Annotated in this window: 7 protein-coding genes; all 7 read left to right on the plus strand. The window is 49.6% G+C overall.

The genetic code is table 11. The features are described from left to right. Nucleotides 1-494: 494 nt before the first annotated feature. The gene (locus CKO12_RS13760) at nucleotides 495-2,234 is read left to right on the plus strand and encodes a radical SAM protein (protein ID WP_200155298.1); all 1,740 of its coding nucleotides are present in this window, start codon (nucleotides 495-497) and stop codon (nucleotides 2,232-2,234) included. A gap of 65 nt (nucleotides 2,235-2,299) precedes the next feature. Then, complete coding sequence (locus tag CKO12_RS13765) at nucleotides 2,300-2,524, plus strand: hypothetical protein (protein ID WP_200155299.1); 225 nt, start codon at nucleotides 2,300-2,302, stop codon at nucleotides 2,522-2,524. Nucleotides 2,525-2,540: 16 nt separating this feature from the next. After that, entirely contained in the window at nucleotides 2,541-3,101 is a 561-nt protein-coding gene (locus CKO12_RS13770) for a hypothetical protein (protein ID WP_200155300.1), read from the plus strand. Nucleotides 3,102-3,165: 64 nt separating this feature from the next. After that, nucleotides 3,166-3,390 (plus strand): hypothetical protein, encoded by a 225-nt coding sequence (locus tag CKO12_RS13775; protein WP_200155301.1) that lies wholly within the window; start codon nucleotides 3,166-3,168, stop codon nucleotides 3,388-3,390. A 16-nt stretch (nucleotides 3,391-3,406) separates the two neighbouring features. Next, nucleotides 3,407-3,982: a hypothetical protein gene (locus CKO12_RS13780; protein WP_200155302.1), complete on the plus strand. Its 576-nt coding sequence runs from the start codon at nucleotides 3,407-3,409 to the stop codon at nucleotides 3,980-3,982. Continuing rightward, entirely contained in the window at nucleotides 3,969-4,997 is a 1,029-nt protein-coding gene (locus tag CKO12_RS13785; RefSeq protein WP_200155303.1) for a radical SAM/SPASM domain-containing protein, read from the plus strand. Before CKO12_RS13780 ends, CKO12_RS13785 begins: the two co-directional genes overlap by 14 nt. Nucleotides 4,998-5,006: 9 nt before the next feature. After that, entirely contained in the window at nucleotides 5,007-6,137 is a 1,131-nt protein-coding gene (gene csm6, locus CKO12_RS13790; protein ID WP_200155304.1) for a CRISPR-associated ring nuclease Csm6, read from the plus strand. Nucleotides 6,138-6,464 lie beyond the last annotated feature (327 nt).

Raw genomic sequence — 6,464 nt, forward strand, 5'->3', positions numbered from 1 at the left:
CGGAGTAGCGATTAAAAACTGAATGTAATCTTGTTCGGTACATTTTGCAGCGTTCATCTTTGTATAGCCAAGCCAGAATAAATTGATTGCGGCACAACAGTAGGATTGAAGGTGCTGCGCCGATTTTAACAATCATTTTGTGGTGGATCGACTATATTCTAAAGCTATTTTTGGTCAACTGCGTAACTCCTACTCTCAATAAAATGCTTGTCGGCTGCGTTGAAATCGGTAAGATTAAAGTTGACTGTGATCGGCGTTAGCGTAAACAGAAAGAGGCTTTTGTGTTTTGGTCAAAACTTGACCTAACCGTTTTGGGCTTAAAAATGAGTACAATTTTCTATCTGCATCTGATTGATTTTAAGGTAGAAAATTTTTCGCTGAAGGGTTCGCATTGAGACCCGTTTTTAAGGGGATTTAAGACCAGACTTCACAGCGTGCTGTGTTGTTACGCACTCTGTCCTGAGTGATTACCAGCATCCGCACAGGCATTCAGTATGAAATGGTCGTTTAACATCAATGCCAACGCAGCCAAGGTGCAGATTGCTGACACCGCTGACTTCAATCTCCTTCCTAAATTGGTTGCGTTGGAGTTGTCGTTAGGTCAGCAGCAAGTTCGTACTATCACACTGGAGTTTGATTCCGATACTCCAATTCCGGTTAATCGCTTGGTGCGGTTGGATTATCAACCACTGACAACGCGCACTTATATCAAAACCATTCCCACTAGACGCGCAGTGCGGTTTTCTATCACGGAGAAATGCAACTACCGTTGTTTCTTCTGCCATGAAGAAGGGTTAGAAATGGGTTTGACAAGGCGGGATGCAGAAGAAACAACGGTCTTCAGAGTCTTCGATCAACTCAAGGCATTAGGTTATAACGATTTCACCTTTACCGGCGGTGAACCTTTATTAAAACCACGCCAAATTCTCCGCTATCTCGATTATATGCAGCAGATCGAATATCTGCCGGACATTAAATTTGTTAGCAATGGTCGCGCATTAAATCAGACACTCATTGAACGTTTGAAAAGCTATCCCGGCGAGATTCGATTCAATATCTCGATGCACAGCCTAGATGCAGACCGTTATCATCAGATTGTGCATCATTTCGCGGAGCGGGTATCCAGCACAACGGATGATCTCGCTCGAGTCAACGCGAATCTCATCTGGTTACGCGAAGCGAATATCCCGTTCAAACTCAACTTTGTGTTACTTAAAGGCATCAATACCGATCTCCAAGATATTGAACAGATATTTGATGCAGCTTTGGCGATGGGTGCATATCGAATCAAGTTTCTTGAACTATTGATTACTCAGAAACTCAAGCATTTATATCCCTACTATTACCGTTTGCAAGCCTTGGAAGATCAGCTCGGCGACCAGTTGACGTTTCTGAAAACTGGTCAGCGCCGCAAGCTCTATCAATACCGCGATACACCGTTGCAGGTTGAACTTCAGAGCTGTACATGCAGTTGTGGCTGCAATGTATGCGCTCTCAACCGCGACGTTAATTTCACCGCTGAATTGCGCTATTTTCCCTGCTTTCTTCATCCCGAAGAAGGCACTGATCTGAAAATTTCTAGCCTGACAGATGCTGTAGATGCGGGTGCAATCTATATTGCGGACATGGCGCATCACTTTGGCGATCACAGCCCAATTATTATTCGTGATCACTTTCTGACCCGTCAGGAAGTTGCTTATTACTACGAGATTGCAACCGCTAATATCGCGTTATTTTTGAAACATTATGCGCTTCGGGATGGTTTAGAACTGGAGCGGCATCGCCAACTGAGTGAATACTATTTCAGCGATGGCAGTGATGCTTTTGCGACATTTGAGTATGTGCGCAAACTAGCGATCAATACTTACGACCATCAGGCCACTGAAATCACGCAGCAGCACAGCGTCGATGCTACAGGATCGGGGCGCATTGAAACGTCTTTTGGAATAGAAAGTCCGTCTGTTGCATGTATTCAAACTTATCAACATGAAATGGTTCATAACGGTTTTCAAATCGTGCTGGAAACCGCATGGGAAATCGATTACTACGGGCAGCGCGGTTCGTCTGCCGCTGGTCTTAGCGTGAGTATTGGTCGGCTCTCAGGTCGGGATAGTGCGCTGGTGCGCAGTGACCAACCGATCATCAATCCACCTTGTCCTTTGAAGCCTTTAACGCAGCCAGTACCTGCGTGGTTATCTGCATTAACGGAGTCTTTCCGCACCACAACCTTGTGACCGATATACTAATCGCCGTTTTTCCGCATAGTTGGTTCCATCAACCAGCTATGACGGAAACGACGATGTCTACTCAAGTTCAATCTTCCCAATCTCGCCACCTCTTCGGTCAATTGCTGCGTGACGTGACCTGCGGTTCTAACCTCTGGGCGCGGGTCGGTGCGCGTCCTGAAGCATTCGCAGTTGCTCCGCTGCCCGATCAGGCGCTGCGTTTCGCCGTGAGCCATTCTGGCAACACCTTCCGTCCTGATTTGGCCTGCTCGACCAGCGCCATCACCATCATCTACTAATTAGGACGATTCTCTGATGCGTACTCTTGAATTGCACTTTGGTCTTGGTCGTATTCACCTGTCACCTGCTGCTGGGTCGGAGCTGATCATCGACTGCGCTGAACGCGATCGTCCCGACCGCACCGAATCACCCGACAGCGTCACCCTGTCTGCCAAGCAACGCACCGTATTCGGAATCAGCGTACCGCGCTTACTGAGCTGGAAGTCGCAAGACTGGACGCTGCAGGTGCCGGTCGACTTCGACCGCATCATCGTTCAGGCAGATGGCGCGACAGTTGTCACCGACACCTTGGAATGGGCGGACGCGCACTTGGAAGGTGTTACCAAACATTTAGTGAGCCCTCCTGTTTATTCAGGACTTTACCACCCTTTTTATTCAGGACTTTGCCATCCTGTTTATTCAGGACTTCATCACCCTTTTTACAGAGGCGCTGTAGCACCGTTTAGCATCGGTCAGATCACTACGCATCAGTTCGAGCGTTTGAATGGCAGCGATACCTTCATGACGTTTAATGATGTGCGCAAACTGGTGATCAACTTACGACCATTAAGCGATGGGAATATCACAACCTTGTGATCCATGTGCTTGCCACCGCTCTGACCTATTCTGATTCCATCAACCAGCTATAACGGAAACGATGATGTCTACTCAAGTTCAATCTTCCCAATCTCGCCACCTTTTCGGTCAATTGCTGCGTGACGTGACCTGCGGTTCTAACCTCTGGGCGCGGGTCGGTGCGCGTCCTGAAGCATTCGCAGTTGCTCCGCTATCCGATCAGGCGCTGCGTTTCGCCGTGAGCCATTCTGGCAACACCTTCCGTCCTGATTTGGCCTGCTCGACCAGCGCCATCACCATCATCTACTAGTTGGGACGATTCTCTGATGCGTACTCTTGAATTGCACTTTGGTCTTGGTCGGATTCACTTATCACCCGCCGCTGGCTCGGAGCTGATCCTCGATTGTGCTGAGAGCGACCGCCCCCAGCGCACTGAATCACCTGACTGTGTCACCCTGTCCGCCAAGCCACGCACCGTGTTGGGCATCAGCGTACCGCGCTCACTAAGCTGGGCGTTGCAAGTGCCGACCGAGTTCGACCGCATCATCGTTCAGGCAGCCGGAGCAACGGTCATTTCTAACACTTTGGAATGGGCGGATGTGCGTTTGGAAGGCGCTGCCTCGTGTTTTGAGTGTGATGCCGATCATCTTGGTGCTGTGGCGTTGGTTGGAACTGGTCAGAGCGCCACATTGCGGGTCGAACGGTTGAACAGCCTGTCGCTCGATGGTCTCAACAACCGCGCTACGGTCGTTCATGGCGCTGCCTTTACGCTTGAACGCTCATGCCAAGGACCATCCTGCCGAATTGATGCGCCGCAGTCTCAGCCTCATGCCCAACATCGTTTGCAGTGTCGCCTCAATGGTTTACGTCAAATGGTAGAAATTCAACATGCCGCGCCCTGATTCCGGTAATGCTTTGGTTTTCAAGCCCACCCGTGCGTGTCCAGCGCGGTGTGATTTTTGTTGTGATCCACTCGAAACTTCGCATGAGCGTCTGCATCGCGCTGAGATGCTCGACATGGTGGAACAGATCGCCAAGGCTTTACCGGGACTGATCGGCACTGTTGGTTTTACCGGTGGCGAGCCTTTCCTGTTGTTTGACGATGTGCTGGCAGTGCTGGAACGCGCCGCCGTACATGGCATGACGGGCGCTGTAGTGTCTTCATCACATTGGGCGCACGATGCCGATACAGCGCAGCAGCGGTTGTCTGCTCTCGCCGCAGTTGGGTTACGGCGTTATTCGACCTCTTGCGATCACGAGCACCTGCGCTTCGTACCACTGGAGCGCATCCGCTATGCGGTGAGTGCAGCTTTGGAACTGGATTTATTTGTTACTGTTACTGGCACTTTTTCTCAGCCCGGCGAACAGGTTGCTGCATTATTGGGTGCAGATTTGGCGGAGCAGGTGTTGTGCGAGGATAAGCTCATTGCGCCTTTCGGTCGTGCCACCGGTCAGATGGCAACGGTGCGTCATTACGGTTTGGAAGCGGATTTGGCACAGTGGGGCTGCTATCGGCGGCTAGGACACGATATTTTGGTGCAGCCAAACGGTGATGTGTTGCCCTGTTGCTCAACGAATAACACCATCAATCCGTTGGTATTCGGCAATGTGCGTCAAGGTGATGATCTCGCGGCGATTGTGCGGGCGATTACTGGCTCTTTTTTGTTGCGGGTACTCAAGTTCGAGAGTTTTGCGCTGTTGCGCGAATTGGTAGAACGCCATGTGCCAAAGCTCGTTTGGCCTGATCCGGCGCTGGCATCCGGGCCATGTGGCTACTGCGCTGAAGTATTCTCCGATCCCCACCGCACTGCTGTCATTTTGGATGCGTTAGTCTGCGAACAACCCGCTTATATGCGTCAGCTTGCCATTAAAGCTGGACTACCAGAAGAAACACTATTCGCGCTCGCTAATCACTGAGATATTGCAATGAGTGATGATAAAAATCACCGCCGTATTCTGCTTGCTGTGACTGGTCTTACACCGCAGATCGTGACCGAGACTCTTTATGCTTTAGCTTGTCATGAATGTGAGCCTTGGATTCCACATGAGGTGCATCTCATTACCACTGCGACTGGTGCCGATAATGCGAGGCTTAATCTGCTTGCCGGTGAACGTTGGTTCCATCGGTTGTGCAGTGATTACCAACTCCCGCCAATTCAATTTCCGGTAGAAAACATTCATGTTCTGATTGATTCTGAAGGCAAGCCGCTGGATGATATTCGCACCCAAGAACACAATACGCTGGCTGCCGATTTTATTACCGATACGCTGCGCCAGTTGACCGAGAATCCGGCAACTGAAATACATGTTTCTATTGCTGGTGGGCGCAAAACGATGGGTTATTATCTTGGTTACGCGCTTTCACTCTATGGTCGCCCCCAAGATCGGCTGTCACATGTTCTTGTTTCCGATCCTTATGAAACTAATCGGAATTTCTATTATCCAACACCCTACGAACATCCTATCCACAGCAGACGCGGCGATAAAGAGATTACCGTTGATGCCCGCCATGCTCAGGTTGATTTGGCGAACATTCCTTTTGTGCAGTTGCGCGACGGTTTGCCAGAACGCTTACGCACCGGCAAGGCGAGTTTTACTCAAGTTGTGGCGACTACGAATCGCGGACTCAAGGAACCCAAGCTCATTGTGAATGTGCGGCACCGGCAGGTGTGGGCGGATGATGAGGAAGTTAATTTAAGCAAAACGGAATTTCTTATCTTGCTGTGGCTGGCAGCGCGGGCGGTGCGTGATGAGCGGATGACTGATTGGTCGGATCCCGAAGTGGCACAAGAGCTTTTTAATGTAGCGCCTCAAGTGTTCAATACGGATGGTGGAGATTATCAGCGCCTCGAAGACTCATTAGGATTTCGGATCGAGAAAGCTCTCGAACCTAACGAATATTTTCAACCTCATAAGACTAAGATCAATAAGGCTTTTGCACACATTCTCGGTAAACGTGCAGCAGAACGTTACATGATTACAACGCCCAAAAAGAAAGCCGGAACACAGGTTTTTCTTCCTCTCGCACCGGAGCAAATTGAGATCATTAAAACTTGAGAAGTTACAAAAGGTAGTGAAGGAATTTCTTGTTTTTTAGGCATGGTTGTTTGATAATGAAGTGGTGGATGGTATCCACAAGCGCGAAGGTTTCGCGTTCCGTGTCGCTAACGCTGGTTGACCATGCGGTTGAAATTGCCCAACTAGGACTCCAGTTGCAGTGTGACACTTGCGCACATTTTTGTGAGCAGCAGTATCATTTTTGGTGGAACAGAGGTTAAATCAATGCGTTTGATGCCCAATCTACGACTCGCATCACCCATCATAACCACACTGTGGATGTGGAAAAGGGTTTGAACTGAGACCCGCTTTTAAGGGGATTAAGAC

This window comes from Chromatium okenii (genome assembly GCF_016583745.1).
In the GTDB taxonomy this organism is placed as follows: domain Bacteria; phylum Pseudomonadota; class Gammaproteobacteria; order Chromatiales; family Chromatiaceae; genus Chromatium; species Chromatium okenii.

Coding starts and splice junctions, on each gene's coding strand:
- CKO12_RS13760 (WP_200155298.1), top strand. CDS start 495: ATGAAATGGTCGTTTAACATCAATGCCAACGCAGCCAAGGTGCAGATT.
- CKO12_RS13765 (WP_200155299.1), top strand. CDS start 2,300: ATGTCTACTCAAGTTCAATCTTCCCAATCTCGCCACCTCTTCGGTCAA.
- CKO12_RS13770 (WP_200155300.1), top strand. CDS start 2,541: ATGCGTACTCTTGAATTGCACTTTGGTCTTGGTCGTATTCACCTGTCA.
- CKO12_RS13775 (WP_200155301.1), top strand. CDS start 3,166: ATGTCTACTCAAGTTCAATCTTCCCAATCTCGCCACCTTTTCGGTCAA.
- CKO12_RS13780 (WP_200155302.1), top strand. CDS start 3,407: ATGCGTACTCTTGAATTGCACTTTGGTCTTGGTCGGATTCACTTATCA.
- CKO12_RS13785 (WP_200155303.1), top strand. CDS start 3,969: ATGCCGCGCCCTGATTCCGGTAATGCTTTGGTTTTCAAGCCCACCCGT.
- csm6 (WP_200155304.1), top strand. CDS start 5,007: ATGAGTGATGATAAAAATCACCGCCGTATTCTGCTTGCTGTGACTGGT.